This is a genomic window from Conexibacter woesei Iso977N (genome assembly GCF_000424625.1).
Lineage (GTDB): Bacteria > Actinomycetota > Thermoleophilia > Solirubrobacterales > Solirubrobacteraceae > Baekduia > Baekduia woesei_A.
Genome location: NZ_AUKG01000001.1, coordinates 20,245 through 37,900, shown reverse-complemented (window position 1 = coordinate 37,900; position 17,656 = coordinate 20,245). Strand labels below are relative to the sequence as shown.

Sequence of the window (17,656 nt, the reverse complement as noted above, 5' to 3'; positions counted from 1 at the left end):
TCTGTGTTCGTTAGCGCTGAAGCAACGGGGGCGCTCGTCTCGAATACGATGAGGTGATGCCGACATCGCACGAAGACGCTGCGCGCCGGACTCTTTACGACGTTTCGCGTCACGTCAGCTGGCAGGCTGCGGTCAACGAACTGGCTTCGGCCGTCATGACGCTCGCAACGGCCCTCGATGCGGCAGAAGCACGCATTCGCACGGTCGAGCACGACGATCCACGTTCTCATGACACCGAGTAGGCGATCACCGGTTCGCGCGATCGAACCGAGTCCCAATTCGACGTCGTCGAGGACGATCTTGCCGCCATGAGCTTCACGGGCTCGGACACCTCGTCATCGTCGAGGTCATGAACGTCGCCTGGTGCCGCGAGTCGGACCGTGCGTGCCGCCGATCAAACGGAGGCGGACGCTGTCAGTTGTCCGCCAAGCCAGCCTCCCCCGGCACTCCCCGGAGATCCGTGCGCGGGATGCGCAACCTAGGTCTGCTCGCAGACCGCAGAACTGCGAATGCTTGACCATCTGGACGAGATCGCGTCGTGGGACGGGTGGACGAGGGGTGTATGGTCGGCGGCACGATGCGCCGCGCAGTCGTGCTCAGCGTGCTGCTCTCGCTGGCGCTGGTCGCGCCGGCCTCCGCGGCGACCAGCGCGTTCCAGATCCACTACACCGGCAGCTACGCGTGGCACGACACGTTCGACGGCTCCGGGCCGTCCGCCGGGTCCTCGGCGCGACGGAGCGAGACGCTGTCCTGGGTGGAGGACGTCTCCGGTTCGACCGCCGGCCCCGGCGAGGCGAGCGACCTGCACGTGAAGCTCGCCGCGCAGGGGACGATCGACGACGACGAGGGCGGCGGCTATCCCCCGGCGCACTGCACGATCACGCAGGCGCCCGGGAGCGCGACGCACAACGTCGCGGTGACGCGCCACGGCGACGGGACGCTCGGCGTCAACCTGAACCTGCCGCAGATGTCGGGCAGCGACGTGACCGTCACCGGCGGCCCGAGCTGCCAGTACTTCGGCTCGGTGCTGTTCTGCAACACGGAGCACTGTGGGTCCTCGAGCGTGTGCCCGGCCGTGCCGCCCGTCACCCAGGACCCGTCGTTCGCCGACGCCTTCTCGCCGTCGCTCAGCGGCGACGCGGACGCGAGCAGGGCGTTCGACGTCGGCGGGCCGCGGGCGAGGGAGACCGTCGCGTGCGAGACCGGCGGCGGCACGCGCGCGACGCAGATCGCGATCACCTCCGAGGTGCGCGTGAACGCAGGCGGCAGGGCGACGCACAGGACGCCGGCCGGGAGGCACATCCCGGCGATCGAGCGCCAGAAGGTGTTCGCGAAGAGCGACTTCCTGACCACGCTGTTCCGGGCGGAGGCGGCGTGCGGGCAGGTCGTGCTCGGGACGACGGCGGTCGTGTGGGGCGTCGCCGTCCCGGCGGAGTCGGCGGCCGCCGCGGCGGTCGCAGGCGACGTGATCCTCGCCGGGTCGGGCTTCGAGTGCGTGACGCTGCTCAGCCGGCTCGAGGCCGACGCGCGGATCGTCAACGACCCGCCGCGGAAGGACTTCGGCACGCTCGCGCAGCCGCGGCCGGTGCGCACGAAGGTCACGCTCCCGGACTGCGCGCGCGAGCCCGCGGGGCCGGCGGGGTTCTGCGCCGCGCTCCGCGCCGCGGAGCTCCGCTACATCGCGGCGAGCCGCGCGGCGACGGCGCGCGCCGAGGCGCTGCAGGTCACCGTCTTCCGCGAGAGCGGGGCGGCGAAGGCCCGGCGCACGTCGGCACTGAAGGCGCAGGAGCGACACGCAAGCGCGCTCGTGACGGAGCTCCGCGGGGCGGCGAAGGCCGAGCGCGCCGCCGGTGCGAAGCTCGCGACGCTGCTCAAGGCGCAAAGGGTCTCGGGCGCGCTCACGGCCGACCAGGCCCAGGGCGGCGCGGCCTACGTCACCTCGGCGCTGGCGAAGCACAGGCTGCCCGCGTCCTCGCTCCCCGGCGGCCCGCCGACGGCCGCGGCGATCGATCTCGTCGCAGCGTTCACACGCTGACGAGTCCCGCTGGATGCCGACGACGTGATCGCTTCCGCCCGGCGGGATGCGTACCGTTCGGTGGCGATGCGTCTCATCGTTGCCCGCTGTGAAGTCCGCTACTCCGGCCGCCTCGACGCCCTCCTGCCGGAGGCGCTGCGGTTGATCATGGTGAAGTCGGATGGGTCGGTGATGGTGCATGCCGACACCGGCGGCTACAAGCCGCAGAACTGGATGACGCCGCCGACGGTCGTCGAGTTCGAGGGTGAGGATCCGGTGACGCATATGGTCGTGCGCAAGCGGGCGGGGGCGACCGAGGATCGGTTGGACATCGCGATCAGCGAGGTCGTCAGCGATGTCACGCACGACATGGGTGAGGCTGCTGCGCTCGAGAAGGATGGGGTCGAGCGGCATCTGCAGGAGCTGCTGGCCGAGCAGCCGCATTGGTGTGGCGAGGGGTTCCGGCTCGTCAAGCGGGAGTGGGCGACGGACATCGGGCCGGTCGACCTGATGTGCCGCGATGCCGAAGATGGCTGGGTCGCCGTCGAGATCAAGCGCGTGGCGACGATCGACGCGGTCGAGCAGTTGACGCGGTACCTGGAGCGCCTTCGGGAAGATCCGGCGATGGCGGAGATCACGGGCGTCCTGGCCGCGCAGCAGATCAAGCCGCAGGCCCGGACCCTCGCGGAATCGCGCGGGCTGCGCTGCGTCGAGGTCGATCTCGCGGTCCTGCGCGGCGAGCGCGAGCCCGATCTGACGCTGTTCGTTTGACCTGAACCACCCTGACGGGAGTAGGGTCGGCCGATGGGTCGGTCTCTCGGGGTGGTCGCGGCGGTAGCCGCGGGGTTGATGCTGTGCGGAGTGGGGACGGCGTCGGCTGCGACGCTCGTCGTCCGCGGCAGCGCTGAGCAGGTCCAGGTGACTGGCGCCAGGAAGGGCCAGACGCTCGTCCTGACCAGGTCCGGGAAGAGGGTGGCACGCCAGAAGGCCGGGTCGCTCGGCGGCGCGGTGTTCCGCGACGTCACCCCCGGCTCCGGCTACCGCGTCGCGAACAGCAAGCCCGTGCGCGTGCTGAGCGATGCCGGCACGCCGCCCTCGACCAAGATCTACAACCAGAGGCTCCCCAAGTCCGGCTACGGCTACCTCACGACCCGCGACGGGACGCAGCTGGCCATCGACGTCCACCTCCCGGCGGGCGTCACGGCGCCCTACCCGACGCTCGTCGAGTACTCCGGCTACGGCTACGCCGACCCCGCGGGCGGCGAGTCGTCGATCGCGCAGGTCGCCAACCTCCTCGGCTACGCGGTCGTCGACGTCAACATGCGCGGCACCGGCTGCTCGGGCGGCGCCTTCGACTACTTCGAGCCGCTCCAGGGCCTCGACGGCTACGACGCCGTCGAGACCGTCGCCCGCCAGCCCTGGGTCATGCACCACAGGCCCGGCATGATGGGCATCTCCTACGGCGGCATCAGTCAGCTCTTCACCGCCGCCACCCGCCCGCCGTCGCTTTCGGCGATCACGCCGCTGAGCGTCATCGACAACACCCAGACGACGCTCTACCCCGGCGGCATCCTCAACACCGGCTTCGCGCTGTCCTGGGCGAAGGACCGCGTCCACGACGCCAAGCCCGCCTCCGCCACCGGCGGCCAGGCCTGGGCGCTCAAGCGCATCAAGGGCGGCGACAGGATCTGCAAGGACAACCAGGACCTCCACCCCGAGGCGATCGACCTCCTCGAGAAGACGGCGCAGAACGCGCACTACGTCGCGAGCGTCGCCGACCCGCTCAGCCCGATCACGTTCGTGAACAGGATCCAGGCCCCGACGTTCATGGCCTGCCAGTTCACCGACGAGCAGACCGGCGGCCACTGCCCGGCGCTGGCCGATCACTTCACCGGCACCAGGACCAAGTACTTCACCTTCACCAACGGCCTGCACATCGACTCGCTGGACCCCTCGACGTTCAACCGCTGGTACGACTTCCTGGAGCTCTACGTCGCCCACCGCGCGCCGAACCTGTCGCCGCTGGTCAAGGGCTCCGCGCCGGTCGTCTTCCAGACCGCGATGGGCGTCGCCGGCCTCACGCTCCCGGCCGACCCGGTCCAGGGCAAGGCCAGCTACGACGACGCGCTCAACGCCTACAACTCGACTCCGCCCGTGCGCGTCCTGTTCGACAACGGCGCGGGCGACCCGGCCAAGCCGAACACCCCCGGCCCCGCCTACGAGCACGACTTCGCGCGCTTCCCGGCCCCCGGCACCCGCGCCTACGCGTGGCAGCTCGGCGGCGCCCAGACGTTCACGTGGTCGAGGACCAGCCGCCCGGCCAACGACTTCAGCGGGAGCACGGCCGGCGGCACCAACGGCCTCTGGACCAACACCCCCAACTACAGGTGGACCCAGCCGCCGACGGGCGCCGTCGCCTCCTGGGCCACCGAGCCGCTGAGCGCGAGCGAGACCGCGCTCGGCGCCGGCTTCTTCAAGGCCACCATCAAGTCGAGCGTCCCGGACGTCGACCTGCAGGTCACGGTCTCCGAGCTGCGCCCGGACGGGAGGGAGACGTTCGTGCAGTCCGGCTGGCTGCGCGCGTCGGACCGCAAGCTGGACGCGAAGAAGTCGACCCCGCTCGCGCCCGTCCTGTCGCTGCGCGAGAAGGACGCCGCGCCGCTGCCCACGGGCAAGGCCACCAACATCACGATCCCCATGTACTACCAGGGCCACGCGTACCGCGCGGGCTCGCGCATCCGCGTGACCGTCGGCCCGCCGCGCGGCGACCAGCCGGTCTGGGCCTTCGGGGACACGGTCCCGAAGAAGGGGACCGCGAGGATCACGCTGGACGGCGCGACGCTGACGCTCCCGGTCGTCCCGGGGCTCGCCGTCCCGACCGCGCTGCCCGGGTGCCCGGCGTTGCGCGGTGAGCCATGCCGCTGACCCGCTGAGGTTTCAGGAGCGGTCGCACGGGCATCGGACGTCCACACTCCCGGCGCGTCACACGTGCCGGGCCGATTTGGGAGGTCCAACCCGTGTCCCGCATCATCCTCGCCGCGCTCGTCTGCGCGTGCGCGCTGGCCCCTGCCGCAACCGCGGCGCCGGCCAAGAGGCCCAAGCCTCAGCCCGACTACAGCGCCCAGCTGCAGAGGGCCGTCACCGTCCAGGGCATGCTGCGCCACGAGCGCGCGCTGGCCAATATCGCCGAGCGCAACGGCGGCACCCGCGCGTCCGGCACCGCAGGCTTCAACAAGTCCCGCGACTACGTCGTCGGGCAGCTCCAGGGCGCCGGCTACGACGTGACCGTCCAGCCGTTCGACTTCCCGTACTTCGAGGAGTCCTCGCCCTCCACGCTGTCCACCGACAGCAGGACCTACACCGAGGGCCCGGGCAACGACTTCAACATCATGCAGTACTCCGGCTCCGGCGACGTGACCGCGCCGCTGGTCGCGGTCGACCTCACGCTCCCGCCCGCGGACGAGCCCAGCTCGACCTCCGGCTGCGAGGCCGCGGACTTCGCCGGCTTCCCGGCGGGTGCCGTCGCGCTGGTCCAGCGCGGTACGTGCGCGTTCGGCGACAAGGTCGACAACGCGGTCGCCGCCGGCGCGTCCGCCGTGATCATCTTCAACGAGGGCCAGGAGGGGCGGACCGACTCGCAGGGCGGAACGCTCGGCGGGCCCAAGGACGTCCCGGTGCTGTTCACCTCGTTCGCCGTTGGCAATGACCTTGCCAACCAGGCCGCGGCCGGGACCACCGCCCACGTCGTGACCACCACGGTCAACGAGACGCGCGAGACCTACAACGTGCTCGCCGACACCAAGAAGGGCGACAGCGCCAGGACGACCGTCGTCGGCTCGCACCTCGACAGCGTCACCGAGGGCCCGGGCATCAACGACGACGGCTCCGGCACCGCGCAGGACCTGGAGATCGCCCTCCAGCTGCCCAAGATCCTCAAGAAGCCCAGGAACACGATCCGCTTCGCCTTCTGGGGCGCCGAGGAGTCCGGCCTGCTCGGCTCGACGCACTACGTTGACAGCCTCACGCAGGACCAGAAGGACGACATCATGGCCAACCTGAACTTCGACATGGTGGCCTCGCCCAACTACGCGCGCCTGATCTACGACGGCGACGGCAGCGACAACCCGGACACCGGCCCGGGCCCCGTCGGCTCCGACGTCATCGAGCAGATCCTGAGCTCGTACTGGGATCAGAAGGGCCTCGCCCACGAGTCGACCGCGTTCGACGGCCGTTCCGACTACGGCCCGTTCATCGACGCCGGCATCCCGGCCGGCGGCACGTTCTCGGGCGCCGAGGAGATCAAGACGGCCGAGCAGGCCCAGAAGTACGGCGGGACCGCCGGCGCGCCGTTCGACGCCTGCTACCACCAGGCCTGCGACAACCTGCAGAACCTGAACCTGCAGGCGTTCGACGAGTTCTCCGACGACGCCGCCAACGCGGTCGTGACGCTCGCCCAGCGCGCGGCCGACCTGACCGACAACACGGCGGCGCGCCGCCAGCTGAAGGCCAAGGCGGCGCCGGATCACGTCGGCCCGCAGGCCGTCCGGTAGCCGCACCGCTCCGGCACGCGACGGGCATGGCGCGGGTAGGGTCCGCGCCATGTCCGACGCAGCCGAGCCCGCCGTCCTGACCGAGCGCCGCGACGGCGTCCTGGTCATCACCATCAACCGGCCCGAGGTCCGCAACGCGGTCAACGGCGCGGTCGCGCAGGGGATCGCCGAGGCGCTCGACACCCTCGACGCCGAGCAGGACCTGCAACTCGGCATCCTGACCGGCGCGGGCGGCTTCTTCTGCGCCGGGATGGACCTCGGCGCGTTCGTCAGGGGTGAGTCGCCGTGGTTCGGCGACCGCGGCTTCGCGGGCATCGCCCAGCGCAGCGCGCGCAAGCCGCTGATCGCGGCGATCGAGGGCTTCGCGGTCGCCGGCGGCTTCGAGGTCGCGCTCGCGTGCGACCTGATCGTCGCGGCCGAGGGCGCCAAGCTCGGGATCCCGGAGGCCAAGCGCTCGCTGGTCGCCGCGGGCGGCGCGCTGCTGCACCTGCCCAAGCGGATGCCCTACCACGCGGTGATGGAGCTGGCGCTGACCGGCGACCCGTGGCCGGCCGAGCGCTTCCACGCGCTCGGCGTCGTCAACCGCCTCGCCGCGCCCGGCAGCGCGGTGGACGAGGCGCTCGCGCTGGCGGCCGCCATCGTCCGCAACGGCCCGCTCGCGCTCGCCGCTTCGAAGGAGATCGTGCAGCGGCAGTTCGACTGGTCCGCCGCCGAGCAGTGGGCCAAGCAGGGCGAGATCGCCGGCCCCGTGATGACCTCGGCCGACGCCAAGGAGGGCGCGTCGGCGTTCAAGGAGAAGCGCGACCCGGTCTGGCAGGGGAAGTAGCGGGGCAAGGGGCCAGGACCGCCGGTCGAGCGAGGTTCCGACCGCCCGTACGAGCGGTCCAGGTGCCCACACGGGCACCATGGCGCCATGTCCATGCGGCCACCGCAGATCGTCGCGTTCGGCGGCGGAGGGTTCTCGATGGAGTCCGGGAACCCGCTGCTCGACGACTACGTGCTGGGGGCGACCGGGGTGGAGCGGCCGAAGGTCTGCTTCATCCCCACCGCGTCCGGCGACGCCGACCACTACGTCGTGCGCTTCTACCGCCGCTTCGCGGCCGTGGCGGAGACCAGCCACGTCTCGCTGTTCCGGCGCGACAAGGGCGCGGGCGCCGTCGAGGGCGACCTCGAGGCGCACCTCCTCCAACAGGACCTGATCTACGTCGGCGGCGGCAGCGTCCTGTCGCTGCTCGGGGCCTGGCGCGCCCACGGGTTGGACACCATCTTGAAGCGCGCCTGGCGCCGCGGCGTCATGCTGTGCGGGCTCAGCGCGGGCTCGTTGTGCTGGTTCAGCGAGGCGATCACCGCGTTCCACGGGCCTCCGGAGCCGGTCCGGGGCCTCGGCCTCCTGCCGCATTCCAACTGCGTGCACTACGACGGCGAGGCCGACCGCGCGGTCGCGTTCCGCGACATGATCGCCGACGGCCGGATGCGCGAGGGCTATGCCGCCGAGGACGGCGCCGCGCTGCACTTCGAGGGCCGCGAGCTGCTGCGCGTCGTGTCGTCGCGCGCCAAGGCGCGGGCGTACCGCGTGTCGGTCGACGGCGAGCACCCGCTGGCGGTCCAGTACCTCGGCGCCGAACGTGCCGCGCTGGCGGTCGCGTGAGCAGCGCGGGTCGAGGACCCACGCCAACGATCCTCGCCATGGGCGGCGGCGGCTTCACGTCGCCGCCGGGCGATCCCGCGCTCGACGAGCTGGTCCTGGAGCTGTGCGGCCGGCGCGAGCCGCGGATCCTGTTCCTGCCGACCGCGTCCGGGGACCCGAACGAGCAGATCGCCGCGTTCCACGCCACCTACGGCCGCCGCGCCGCGCTGGCCACGGTGCTCAGCCTCTTCCGCCGCCACGGCGACGCCCGGACGCTGCGCGAGATCGTGCTCGCCCACGACGTCATCTACGTCGGCGGCGGCTCGCTGCGCAACCTGCTGGCGATCTGGGTCGCGCACGGGCTCGACATCGTGCTGCGCGAGGCGTGGGAGTCCGGGATCGTCCTGGCCGGCCTGAGCGCGGGCGCGATGTGCTGGTTCGAGGGCGGCGTGACGAAGTCGTTCGGCCCGCCGGACGTCAACCCGGGGCTCGGCTTCCTGCCGGGGTCGCTGAGCGTGCACGCCGACGGCGAGCCCGAGCGGCTGCCGGTGTGGCTGGAGGCGGTCCGGACCGGCGCGCTGCCGGGCGGGTGGGCGGCCGACGATGGTGTGGGGCTCGTCTTCGAGGGGACCGACCTGAAGCGCGTCGTGTCCGCCCGGCCCGGGACCGCCGCGGTGCGCGTCGACGCGGTCGGCGGCGAGCTGGTCCGGACGCGCATCGAGCCGGAGCTGCTGGGGGCGGGGCCGCTGGGCACGCGGCCGCTGCCCGACGACATCAAGGAATGGAGACGGACCCGTTATGGCCGCTGATCCGGCACCAGCACCAACACGAACTGCAACGCGAACAGCTCGGGACACCGGCGTACGCACGGGTCGCGCACCCGTCGCAGTGCAGGGACCCGTGACTCCAGCGGGAGCGGGGCGCCGGCCGGAAGTTCCGCCTGGACGGCGAACCCTGCACGGCGCGCCAGTTCCCGCACGCTGTCGCGAGTGAAGAAGCGTAGGTGTGTGCGGTCGAAGAGGCCGTGGTCGGCGTAGTCGAAGTGCCCGCGCAGCAGCGCGCGGCGGGCGGTCCAGTGCGCGATGTTCGGGATCGAGATGATGGCCTTGCCGCTGCCGTCGACCGGGAGCAGCGTCCGCAGCCAGGTCAGCGTGTCCCACGGGTCGCGGAGATGTTCCAGCACATCGGCGCAGATGATGGTGTCGGGCTGGGCGAGCGCTGCGACGGCCTCACGGGTGAGCGTCGCCTCGAGGTCGCCGCTGACGACCTCGCGGCAGTGCGCGCGGGCCTGCTGTGCGGCGACGGGGTCGAACTCGACGCCGTCGACCGACGCGGCGCCGCGCTGCCATAGCTCGCGCGCCAGGTAGCCGGTCGCGCAGCCGACGTCGAGCACGCGCGCGCCGGGCGTGACCGCACCGAGGACGAGGCGGTGCGCGGCCGAGAGGCCGTGCGCCTCGACGAGCGTGGCGTAGGGGCCGACGGCCGCCGCCGGGTCGCGGTCGCTCACTCGCCGTGCATGGTCGCGATGAGCCGGCGGGCGCCGCCGCGGTCGCGGGCCTCGCACAGGTAGATGCCCTGCCAGGTCCCGAGCGCGAGGCGGCCGCGGGCGATCGGCAGCGAGAGCGACGCGCCCATCAACGATGACTTGATGTGCGCGGGCATGTCGTCGGCGCCCTCGTCGGTGTGGGTCCAGGCGAAGTCCTCGGGCACGTAGGCGTTGGCCCACGTCTCGAAGTCGCGGCGCACGTCGGGCGAGGCGTTCTCGTTCAGCGTCAGGCCCGCCGAGGTGTGGAGGATGTGGAGGTGCAGCAGACCAACCTGTAGCTCTTGGAGCTCCGGGAGTTGTGCGACGACTTCACGCGTGACGAGGTGGAAGCCGCGCGGCCTCTCGCCGAGCGTCAGCTCACGCTGGGCCCACATCGCCGACCTCCGGTCGCTGGATGCCGTCCCAGTAGGGCACGGCGTCGTCCATCTTGAAGTACACCTTCATGCCGTCGCCGCCGGGGCGGCGCTCGGCGGCGTTGAGCTTGCCCTCGTCGGGGTAGATCACGACGTCCGGCTGGCCGTGCGTGGAGACCGCGAGGAACTGCGCGGGGACGGCGCCGTCGTTGTGGAGCTGGTGGGCGCCCTCGGGGCCGGTCGGGAAGCGCAGGACGTCGCCGCGGCGGACGCGCTGCCAGCCCGCGGGGGTGCGCAGCGCGAGGTCGCCCTCGAGCAGGATCAGCACCTCCTCCTCGGCGAGGTGGAAGTGGAAGGGGTAGGCGGTCTGGCCCGCGGGCAGGAGCCACATGCTCAGGCCGACGCGCTCGGTGCCGAGCTGGTGGCCGATGCGCGCGCGGTGGGCGGTGAAGCCGTCGAGCTCCTCGCGCGGCTCGTCGTAGAGCGGCTCGTAGATGTTGGGGTTGTTGGGGGAGGGGGCCATCGCCTACATGTTCACACGTCGTGGAGAATGCGCGCGACGTCGAGGTCGACCTTCCCGCTGCGCGTGAACGGCACGCCCTCGTCCCAGAGCAGCCGGCGCTGGCGGTCGCCCTTGGCCAGCGAGCCGTCGGCGCGGACGACGCGCCACCAGGGGACGTCGCGCGTGGTCGTGCGCAGGATCGTGCCGGTCAGGCGCGGCGCGCCGGGGCTGAGGTCGCCGTAGGTCCGGACGAAGCCCTCGGGGATCGCCGCGATGCGATCGAGGATCTCCTGGTGGGATGCTGGTGGCATGGTCCGCAGAGGAACGTACTCGGTCGTGGCGCGCGATCCGGAGACCGGCGAGCTGGGGTGCGCGGTGCAGTCGCACTGGTTCAGCGTGGGGTCGATCGTGACGTGGGCGGCGCCGGGCGTCGGCGCGGTCTGCACGCAGTCGGTCGCCGAGCCGGCGTACGGGTCGCGGCTGCTCTCGGCCCTGCGCGAGGGTGCCTCGGCGGCCGACGCGCTGCCCGCGCTGCTGGCCGCCGACGGCGCGGCGCGGTTCCGGCAGGTCGCGGTGATCGCGCCGTCCGGGCCGCCGGTGGCGCACACCGGCGACGGCTGCATCGCCCACGCGGGGCACGTCGTCGGGGAGGACTTCAGCGTCCAGGCCAACATGATGGCCTCGGAGGAGGTGTGGCCGGCGATGGCGGCGGCGTACGCGGCGACGTCGCCCGGGACGCCGTTGGCGCGCCGCCTGCTCGCGGCGCTGCGGGCCGCCGAGGGCGCGGGCGGCGACGCGCGCGGCAAGCAGTCGAGCGCGCTGGTCGTCGTTCCCGCGAGCGGCGAGCCGTGGCAGAAGACGGTCGACCTGCGCGTGGAGGACCACCCGGAGCCGCTCGACGAGCTGGAGCGGCTGCTGACGCTGCACGACGCCTACGCGCTGGCGACGCGCGGCGACGACCTGACCGGCGAGGGCCGCCACGCCGAGGCGGGCGACGCCTACCGGGCGGCCGCCGCGCTGGCGCCCGGCAACCACGAGCTGCTGTTCTGGGCCGGGCTCGCCGAGTTCGACCACGGCGATCGCGAGCGCGGCCTGGCCCAGGTCCGGGAGGCGATCGCGCTGCAGCCCGGGTGGCGCGGGTTGTTGTCGCGGTTGGAGCCCGATGTCGCCCCGGCCGCCGCTGCCGTCCTCGATGCGCTAGGACAAGAGGGATGAAGATCCTCCACATCACGACCGAAGACGCCTGGGAAGCCGCCGCGGACGCCGGCGAGCTGACGACGCCCTCCCTCGAGGAGGAGGGCTTCATCCACTGCTCGACCTACGAGCAGGTGGAGTCCACGGCCAACCGCATCTTCGAGGGCTCCGGCGACCTCCTGCTCCTCGAGGTCGAGACCGACGCCCTCACCTCCGAGCTCAAGTGGGAGCAGGCGACCGACGTCGGCGACGACTTCCCCCACATCTACGGCCCGCTGAACGCCGACGCGGTCGTCGGCACCATCGACCTGCCGATGAACGCCGACGGCGGCTACGCGTTCAACAACCCGCGCTCCAGCGGCGAGTAGCCGCGGGCGCGGGGCGCCAGCGTCGCGTCGCCGAGGCGGGGTGCGAGCGCCTTGGCCTCGGCGGCGATGAGCGAGGTGATGGCCTTGCTCTGCGGCTCCAGGACCTTGGTCGCGACGGTGCCGTCCGGCCGGCGGGTCCAGCCGCCGATGATCGCGCCGTCGGCCCAGATCGTCGGCGACACGTTGCCGTTGGTGTCGAAGAGGTGGTCGGCGTGGGCGCCGAGGTAGAAGGCGCGGTGCTTCCAACCCATAGGGGTTGAGTCGAGCGCGGGCAGGAGGGCGATCCAGGGATCGCCGGCCGCCTCGACGTGTTCGAGGTCGGCGGCGAGGTGGATGCCGGCGACCGTCGTGTCGTCGGGCTCCTGAAGCTCCACGGCGACGATGTCGTCGCCGGCCAGCGCCCTCTTGGTCTGCCCGGCCGACCAGCCGGTCCACCACTGCAGGTCGCTCGGCTGCGCGGGCCCGAAGGTGTGCAGCCAGCGCCGCGCCAGCGCGGCGCGCGCGTCGTCCACCGGGACCTCCTCCAGCGGCCCGCCGACCCACGTGTCGAACGCCGCCCAGCGGAACTGCGTGGACGTCCAGCCGCCACGTGGCCGCGCCCGGATCGCCTCCCCGCGCAAGGCCAACAACAACAGCACGCGCGACGCGATCTTCTGCGTCGCGCTCCACTTGCCCTGACCGGTGCTGACCTCGGTCGCCAGCAGCGGGTCGGCGTCGGCCAGCTCGGTCGCCGTGCACTCGCCGCGGTCGTGCAGCACCGCCAGCGCCGCCGTCTCGGCCCGCGCCAGCCACGCCTCCGGCCTCCTGCCGCCGACGCCCACGTCGGCCAGCATCCTCACGGCCTTGGCCCGCTCGCGCGCCTCGACCACCGAGCCGCATGCGGCCTGCACCAGCGGCGCCACCGAGCGGTCCACGACGAACATCGTCCGCCGCATCCCCATCAGCCGCAGCAGCGTGCGCTCCTCGTAGAGCGCGTCCTCCACCGCCGAAGCCGCGGCCGCCCGGTCCGCCAGCCGCGCCCACAGGGCCAGAACGACGCTGGCCGCGTCGGTCGAGTGGATCGCGACGAGACTGCTCGCGACCTCCTCGGCCGACGCGGCCAGGGCACCGCCCGCCAGCCGGTGGCGCGCCCCGATCCGGGCGCGCCGCTCGGCGACAGAAAACGTTCGCATGCGCGAAGGAGCGCTAGCGAGTTCGCGCGACTGAACCTCGCCCTCTGGGCGAGCGTTCAGCGCTCACCCGGCGTCTTGATGGGGTACATGCTCACCGGCGTCTGCACGTCGAGCGCGGTCCGCAGGATGCGGTTCTGCTCGGCGGTGTGCGCGGCCGGGTAGCCCTCGCCCGGGCTCGCGCGCTCCGGGCGCCCGATGTACCCGAACGCGATGTGGTCCGGCAGCACCTGCAGCAGGCGCGGCGACATGTGGGCGCGGGCGCCCATGTTGCGCGGCTCCTCCTGCACCCACACGACCTCCCTGAGGTTCGGGTAGGTGTTGATGAGCTCCAGGACCTGCCCCTCCGGGAAGGGGTAGAGCAACTCGATGCGGCCGACGGCCACGCTCTCGTTGTCCTTGCGGTTGGGGTGCGAGACCAGGTCGTAGTAGATCTTGCCGGTGCACAGCACCAGGCGCGTGACCTTCTCGATCGGGACGCGCGGCTCGCCGAGGACCGGGAAGAACCGCGACTCGGCGAGGTGCTCGATCCGGTTCGTGGCCTGCGGCAGGCGCAGCAGCGACTTCGGCGTGAAGATCACCAGCGGGCGCTGCTTGGTGATCCGGGCCTGGCGGCGCAGCAGGTGGAAGTACTGCGCCGGCGTCGTGAGGTTGGCGACGCGGATGTTGCCCTCGGCCGCCAGCTGCAGGAAGCGCTCGATGCGGGCGGAGGAGTGCTCCGGGCCCGAGCCCTCGTAGCCGTGCGGGAGCAGCAGCGTCAGCCGCGACGTCTGGCCCCACTTGGCCAGGCCGGACACGATGAACTGGTCGATGATGACCTGCGCGCCGTTGGCGAAGTCGCCGAACTGCGCCTCCCAGAGCACCAGCGTCTCGGGCGCCTCGGCGGAGTAGCCGTACTCGAAGCCGAGGCAGGCGATCTCGCTCAGCGGGGAGTTGTGCAGCTCCAGCGGTGCGAGCGCGCCCGGCAGCGACTGGATCGGGCAGAACGTCTGCCCGGTCTTCGCGTCGTGCAGGACGAGGTGGCGCTGCGAGAACGTGCCGCGCTCGACGTCCTGGCCGGTCAGGCGGATCGGCGTGCCCTCGGTCAGCAGCGACGCGTACGCCAGCTGCTCCGCGTGGGCCCACGTGATCCCGCCGTCCGGGCCGATCGCCGCGCGGCGCGTGTCGAGCTGCTTGACGAGCTTGGGGTGGACGGTGAAGCCGTCGGGCGTCGTCAGGAGCTCCTCGTTCAGGGACTCCAGGCGATCCCTCGACACGGCCGTCGGCACGTCCGGCGACGGCGAGCGGTCGAGCTGGTACTCGCCGGTCTGCGCGGTCACGCCGCCCGACGCCTCGGCCGCCTTGATCTTGGCCTTCAGGTCGGCGTGCAGCGCGCTCAGGCGGTCCCAGACCTCCTGGCGGCCGGCCTCGACCTCGTCGTTGCTCACGACGTTGTCCTTGACCATGCGCTCCGCCCAGATCTCGGACGCGCGCTTGTGGCCCTTGATCTTGGCGTACATCTCGGGCTGCGTGTACGCGGGCTCGTCGGCCTCGTTGTGGCCGAAGCGGCGGTAGCCGATCAGGTCGATGACGACGTCGTGGCCGAACTCCTCGCGGTAGGCGAACGCGAGCCGGACCGCGTGGACGCAGGCCTGCACGTCGTCGGCGTTGACGTGGATGATCGGGACGTCGTAGCCCTTGGCGAGGTCCGACGCCCAGCGCGTGGAGCGCGCGTCCTCCGGGTCGGTGGTGAAGCCGACCTGGTTGTTGGTGACGAGGTGCAGCGTGCCGCCGACCTTGTAGCCGTCGAGCGCCTGCATGTTCAGCGCCTCCGCGACGACGCCCTGGCCCGGGAACGCCGCGTCGCCGTGCAGGACGATCGGCATCGCCGCGTCCGTGTCGCGGTGGGCGTGCGGGCCCTGGCGCGTGGTCTGCGCGGCGCGCGCGGCGCCGACGACGACCGGGGCGACGAACTCCAAGTGCGAGGGGTTGCTCTCCAAGTTCACCAACACGCTCTCGCCGTTGGGCAGCTGGTAGCTGCCCTGGGCGCCGTGGTGGTACTTGACGTCGCCGGTCCCGCCCTGCGGGATCGTCGTGACGGCCTCCAGCGTGGAGGCGCCCTCGAACTCGGCGAAGATCGTCTCGTACGGGCGACCCAGGTTATGGGCCAACACGTTCAGCCGGCCGCGGTGCGCCATGCCGACGACGACCTCACGCGCGCCGTGCGCGGCCGCGAGCTGGATCGCCTCGTCGATCATCGGGACCGTCATGTCGAGGCCCTCGATCGAGAACTGCTTCTGGCCGAGGTAGGCCTTGTGCATGAAGCGCTCGAACGCGTCGACCTCGATCAGGCGCGTCAACAGCGCCTTCTGCTCCTCGGTCGTCAGCGGCTTGCGGAACTCGCCGCCCTCGATCTTCTCGCGCAGCCAGGTGCGCTGGCGGTGGGAGGCGATGTGCTCGATCTCGTAGGCGATCGTCCCGCAGTAGGTCTCGCGCAGGTGCGGCAGCGCGTCGGCGAGCGTCGCGCCCGGGACGTGCATCCGCAGGATCCGCGCCGGGATCTGGGCCATCAGCTGCGGCGTCAGGCCGACGGTGTCCGGGTCGAGCGCCGGATCGCCCTCGGGCTCGGTGCCCAGCGGGTCGAGCTTGGCGGCGAGGTGGCCGTGCGTGCGGTGCGCCTTCAGCAGCGACGTCGCCGCCTGGACGGCCTGCAACAGCTCCTCGTCGATGACCGGCGCGCGGCGGTCGCCGGCGCGGGCCTCGCGCGCGGCGGCAGCGGCGGCAGCCGGCGCGGGCGGCGTCGGCGCCGGGCCGAGCTGCGCGCCCAGCGAGGCGAAGACGCCGTCGTAGAAGCCGTTCTCGCCCTGGAGGTAGGCCTCGACGACCTGCAGGAACCGGCCGGACTCCGCGCCCTGGATGACGCGGTGGTCGTAGGTCGAGGTCATGGTCATGACCTTCTCGGCGCCGATCATGTCGCCGATGTTCCCGAGGCCCACCGGGTAGGCGATCGAGCCGGTCGCGATGATCGTGCCGTTGCCCTTCATCAGGCGCGGGACGGACGCGATCGTGCCGATGCCGCCGGGGTTCGTCAGCTGGACGTTGGCGCCGACGAGGTCGTCGGCACCCAGCTTGTTCTCGCGCGCCTTGGCGATCAGCTCGTCGAAGGCGGCCTTGAAGCCGGCGAACGACAGGCGGCCCGCGTCCCGGATGACCGGGACCATCAGCGTGCGCGAGCCGTCCTTCTTCTGGACGTCGACGGCGATGCCGAGGTTGACGGCCTCGTCGTCGATGCGCGTCGGCCTGCCGTCGATCGTGTCGAAGTGGTGCGCCATCACCGGCATGTCCTGCTGGGCGGCCAGCGAGATCGCGTACGCGATCAGGTGCGTGAAGGAGACCTTCTGGCCGGCGTCCTTGAGCTGCTTGCGCCGGGCGTCCATCGCGGTGACGGTGATCGTCCGGAACGAGGTCGCGGTCGGGATCTCGCGCGACTCGTCCATGTAGCGGGCGAGCATCGCGGCGCCGCCCTTGAGGACGGTCTTCTTGCCGACGACCGAGGCCGGATCGAACGACAGGACGTCGTCCTTGGTGATGCGGCCCTGCGGGCCGGTGCCGGTGACCTGGCCGAGGTCGACGCCCTGGTCGGCCGCGACGCGCGCGGCGACGGGGGTGACCTTGGTGTCGGCGGGGACCGTCCCGGAAGGTGTAGGCGTTGCGGCAGCCGCGCCGTTGCCGGAGGCGGGAGCCGCGGCGGGCGCGCTCGCGCCGTTGCCGGAGCCGAGCTGCAGCCGCGCGATGACCTGGCCGACCGTGACGGTCGCGCCCTCCTCGGCGAGCAGCTCGGTGATCGTGCCCGCCGCCGGGGACGGGAGCTCCATGTCGACCTTGTCGGTCGAGATCTCCACGACCGTGTCGCCGTCGCCGACGACGTCGCCGACCTTGACCGCCCACTCCAAGATGGTGCCCTCGGTCACCGACTCGCCGCCCGCGGGCGTGACGATGTCGACGATCTCGCCGGGCGTGTCGTCGGCGGGCGCCGCTGCGGGCGCACCACTCCCGTTGCCGTTGGGAGACGCGGATCCCGCACTGCCGTCACCCGCCGCGATCTCCGCGAGGACGGCGCCCACCTGCACGGTGTCGCCCTCGGCGAAGTGGATCTTCACGATGGTGCCGCTGATGGGAGCGGGCACCTCCGCGTCGACCTTGTCGGTCGAGACCTCGACGAGCGTCTCGTCTGCCTCGATGGTGTCACCCTCCTGCTTGTGCCACTCCAGGATGGTGCCTTCCGTCACCGACTCCCCCATCGCGGGGAGGGTGACCTCGATAGCTGCGGCTTCGACGGCCATGTCTCTTTTCT

At 72.1% G+C, this 17,656-nt stretch carries 16 protein-coding genes; 10 read left to right on the top strand and 6 right to left on the bottom strand.

The genetic code is table 11. The features are described from left to right. Window positions 1-56: 56 nt before the first annotated feature. The 8 genes from H030_RS38720 (at window position 57) to H030_RS28060 (ending at window position 9,000) form a co-directional block, all read left to right on the top strand. Complete coding sequence (locus H030_RS38720; protein WP_155891744.1) at window positions 57-242, top strand: hypothetical protein; 186 nt, start codon at window positions 57-59, stop codon at window positions 240-242. A 335-nt stretch (window positions 243-577) separates the two neighbouring features. Further along, entirely contained in the window at window positions 578-2,035 is a 1,458-nt protein-coding gene (locus H030_RS0100200; RefSeq protein WP_155891743.1) for a hypothetical protein, read from the top strand. Window positions 2,036-2,101: 66 nt separating this feature from the next. Further along, window positions 2,102-2,785, top strand: a complete 684-nt coding sequence (nucS, locus tag H030_RS0100195; protein WP_027004622.1) for an endonuclease NucS — start codon at window positions 2,102-2,104, stop codon at window positions 2,783-2,785. A gap of 33 nt (window positions 2,786-2,818) precedes the next feature. Continuing rightward, window positions 2,819-4,939: a CocE/NonD family hydrolase gene (locus H030_RS0100190; protein WP_081690392.1), complete on the top strand. Its 2,121-nt coding sequence runs from the start codon at window positions 2,819-2,821 to the stop codon at window positions 4,937-4,939. Window positions 4,940-5,031: 92 nt separating this feature from the next. After that, complete coding sequence (locus H030_RS28065; RefSeq protein WP_051221334.1) at window positions 5,032-6,564, top strand: M28 family peptidase; 1,533 nt, start codon at window positions 5,032-5,034, stop codon at window positions 6,562-6,564. A gap of 49 nt (window positions 6,565-6,613) precedes the next feature. After that, a complete protein-coding gene (locus H030_RS0100180; RefSeq protein ID WP_027004620.1) occupies window positions 6,614-7,390 on the top strand; it encodes a crotonase/enoyl-CoA hydratase family protein in 777 nt (258 codons plus the stop codon). Window positions 7,391-7,477: 87 nt separating this feature from the next. Beyond that, complete coding sequence (locus tag H030_RS0100175; RefSeq protein ID WP_196808944.1) at window positions 7,478-8,212, top strand: peptidase E; 735 nt, start codon at window positions 7,478-7,480, stop codon at window positions 8,210-8,212. Window positions 8,213-8,250: 38 nt separating this feature from the next. Then, a complete protein-coding gene (locus H030_RS28060; RefSeq protein ID WP_051221333.1) occupies window positions 8,251-9,000 on the top strand; it encodes a peptidase E in 750 nt (249 codons plus the stop codon). Here the strand turns inward: H030_RS28060 and H030_RS28055 are convergent. Genes H030_RS28055 through H030_RS0100150 form a run of 4 tightly spaced genes read right to left on the bottom strand, consistent with a single transcriptional unit; the run spans window position 8,988 to window position 10,903 of the window. Continuing rightward, window positions 8,988-9,698 (bottom strand): class I SAM-dependent methyltransferase, encoded by a 711-nt coding sequence (locus H030_RS28055; RefSeq protein ID WP_051221332.1) that lies wholly within the window; start codon window positions 9,696-9,698, stop codon window positions 8,988-8,990. The two genes, H030_RS28060 and H030_RS28055, sit on opposite strands and share 13 nt — an antisense overlap. After that, window positions 9,695-10,111 (bottom strand): secondary thiamine-phosphate synthase enzyme YjbQ, encoded by a 417-nt coding sequence (locus H030_RS0100160; RefSeq protein ID WP_027004618.1) that lies wholly within the window; start codon window positions 10,109-10,111, stop codon window positions 9,695-9,697. The genes H030_RS28055 and H030_RS0100160 overlap by 4 nt, the downstream gene beginning before the upstream one ends. Next, window positions 10,095-10,613, bottom strand: coding sequence for a cupin domain-containing protein (locus H030_RS28050; protein WP_051221331.1), 519 nt, complete (start codon window positions 10,611-10,613; stop codon window positions 10,095-10,097). Before H030_RS28050 ends, H030_RS0100160 begins: the two co-directional genes overlap by 17 nt. 11 nt (window positions 10,614-10,624) lie before the next feature. Further along, window positions 10,625-10,903 carry an MGMT family protein gene (locus H030_RS0100150; RefSeq protein WP_027004617.1) on the bottom strand — a complete coding sequence of 93 codons (279 nt, stop codon included), beginning with the start codon at window positions 10,901-10,903 and terminating at the stop codon, window positions 10,625-10,627. Between H030_RS0100150 and H030_RS28045 the strand changes: the two genes are divergently transcribed. Together H030_RS28045 and H030_RS0100140 are read left to right on the top strand one after the other, a co-directional pair. Further along, the gene (locus H030_RS28045) at window positions 10,902-11,807 is read left to right on the top strand and encodes a DUF1028 domain-containing protein (protein ID WP_051221330.1); all 906 of its coding nucleotides are present in this window, start codon (window positions 10,902-10,904) and stop codon (window positions 11,805-11,807) included. The two genes, H030_RS0100150 and H030_RS28045, sit on opposite strands and share 2 nt — an antisense overlap. Next, the gene (locus H030_RS0100140) at window positions 11,804-12,154 is read left to right on the top strand and encodes a DUF952 domain-containing protein (RefSeq protein WP_027004616.1); all 351 of its coding nucleotides are present in this window, start codon (window positions 11,804-11,806) and stop codon (window positions 12,152-12,154) included. The genes H030_RS28045 and H030_RS0100140 overlap by 4 nt, the downstream gene beginning before the upstream one ends. Here H030_RS0100140 and H030_RS0100135 read toward each other — a convergent pair. Beyond that, entirely contained in the window at window positions 12,118-13,326 is a 1,209-nt protein-coding gene (locus H030_RS0100135; RefSeq protein WP_027004615.1) for a winged helix DNA-binding domain-containing protein, read from the bottom strand. The genes H030_RS0100140 and H030_RS0100135 overlap by 37 nt on opposite strands. A gap of 56 nt (window positions 13,327-13,382) precedes the next feature. Beyond that, window positions 13,383-17,645 carry a multifunctional oxoglutarate decarboxylase/oxoglutarate dehydrogenase thiamine pyrophosphate-binding subunit/dihydrolipoyllysine-residue succinyltransferase subunit gene (locus H030_RS0100130; protein ID WP_027004614.1) on the bottom strand — a complete coding sequence of 1,421 codons (4,263 nt, stop codon included), beginning with the start codon at window positions 17,643-17,645 and terminating at the stop codon, window positions 13,383-13,385. Window positions 17,646-17,656 lie beyond the last annotated feature (11 nt).

Excerpts from the sequence above, each read along its gene's own strand:
- H030_RS0100135 (WP_027004615.1), bottom strand. The coding sequence starts at position 13,326 with ATGCGAACGTTTTCTGTCGCCGAGCGGCGCGCCCGGATCGGGGCGCGC.
- H030_RS0100160 (WP_027004618.1), bottom strand. The coding sequence starts at position 10,111 with ATGTGGGCCCAGCGTGAGCTGACGCTCGGCGAGAGGCCGCGCGGCTTC.
- H030_RS28060 (WP_051221333.1), top strand. The coding sequence starts at position 8,251 with ATGGGCGGCGGCGGCTTCACGTCGCCGCCGGGCGATCCCGCGCTCGAC.
- H030_RS38720 (WP_155891744.1), top strand. The coding sequence starts at position 57 with ATGCCGACATCGCACGAAGACGCTGCGCGCCGGACTCTTTACGACGTT.
- nucS (WP_027004622.1), top strand. The coding sequence starts at position 2,102 with ATGCGTCTCATCGTTGCCCGCTGTGAAGTCCGCTACTCCGGCCGCCTC.
- H030_RS0100150 (WP_027004617.1), bottom strand. The coding sequence starts at position 10,903 with ATGCCACCAGCATCCCACCAGGAGATCCTCGATCGCATCGCGGCGATC.
- H030_RS0100140 (WP_027004616.1), top strand. The coding sequence starts at position 11,804 with ATGAAGATCCTCCACATCACGACCGAAGACGCCTGGGAAGCCGCCGCG.
- H030_RS0100175 (WP_196808944.1), top strand. The coding sequence starts at position 7,478 with ATGTCCATGCGGCCACCGCAGATCGTCGCGTTCGGCGGCGGAGGGTTC.
- H030_RS28045 (WP_051221330.1), top strand. The coding sequence starts at position 10,902 with ATGGTCCGCAGAGGAACGTACTCGGTCGTGGCGCGCGATCCGGAGACC.
- H030_RS0100190 (WP_081690392.1), top strand. The coding sequence starts at position 2,819 with ATGGGTCGGTCTCTCGGGGTGGTCGCGGCGGTAGCCGCGGGGTTGATG.
- H030_RS0100130 (WP_027004614.1), bottom strand. The coding sequence starts at position 17,645 with ATGGCCGTCGAAGCCGCAGCTATCGAGGTCACCCTCCCCGCGATGGGG.
- H030_RS28050 (WP_051221331.1), bottom strand. The coding sequence starts at position 10,613 with ATGGCCCCCTCCCCCAACAACCCCAACATCTACGAGCCGCTCTACGAC.
- H030_RS0100200 (WP_155891743.1), top strand. The coding sequence starts at position 578 with ATGCGCCGCGCAGTCGTGCTCAGCGTGCTGCTCTCGCTGGCGCTGGTC.
- H030_RS0100180 (WP_027004620.1), top strand. The coding sequence starts at position 6,614 with ATGTCCGACGCAGCCGAGCCCGCCGTCCTGACCGAGCGCCGCGACGGC.